This is a genomic window from Photobacterium alginatilyticum (assembly GCF_009910675.1).
Classification (GTDB): Bacteria; Pseudomonadota; Gammaproteobacteria; order Enterobacterales; family Vibrionaceae; genus Photobacterium; species Photobacterium alginatilyticum.
The window spans coordinates 1-431 of record NZ_RSEJ01000290.1 but is presented as its reverse complement, the minus strand read 5'-3'; the positions used below and the strand labels follow the sequence as shown (position 1 = coordinate 431).

Sequence of the window (431 nt, the reverse complement as noted above, 5' to 3'; positions counted from 1 at the left end):
CGGGTTACAGTATTTGATCCAGCGACGTGGTGTCACACCGTTAGTCACGTTCTGAAGACGACCAGGGAACAGCTCGTTGAACTCAGGGAACAGGTCACGCTTGACCAGCTCAGAGTGCAGCGCGGCTACACCGTTAACGGCATAAGTACTGACCACACACAGGTTCGCCATGCGTACCATGCGCTGAGGACCTTCCTCAATGATAGACAGCTTGCGCTTCACTTCATTGTTGCCCGGCCAATGCGCTTCAACCAGCGTCATGAAGCGATGGTTGATTTCGAAGATGATTTCCATGTGACGAGGAAGCATTTGTGCAATCAGTGCTTCGCTCCACGTTTCCAGTGCTTCAGGCAGCAAGGTGTGGTTGGTGTAGGCGAATGTCTTCGAAGAAATGGCCCACGCGGCATCCCAACCCAGCTTGTATTCGTCAA

Annotated in this window: 1 protein-coding gene; it reads right to left on the bottom strand. The window is 52.9% G+C overall.

Annotated features, from left to right (window positions below; translation table 11 throughout):
• The coding region (locus tag EIZ48_RS31670) for a glycogen/starch/alpha-glucan phosphorylase (protein ID WP_160658810.1) at positions 1 to 431 on the bottom strand (431 nt) is incomplete at both ends.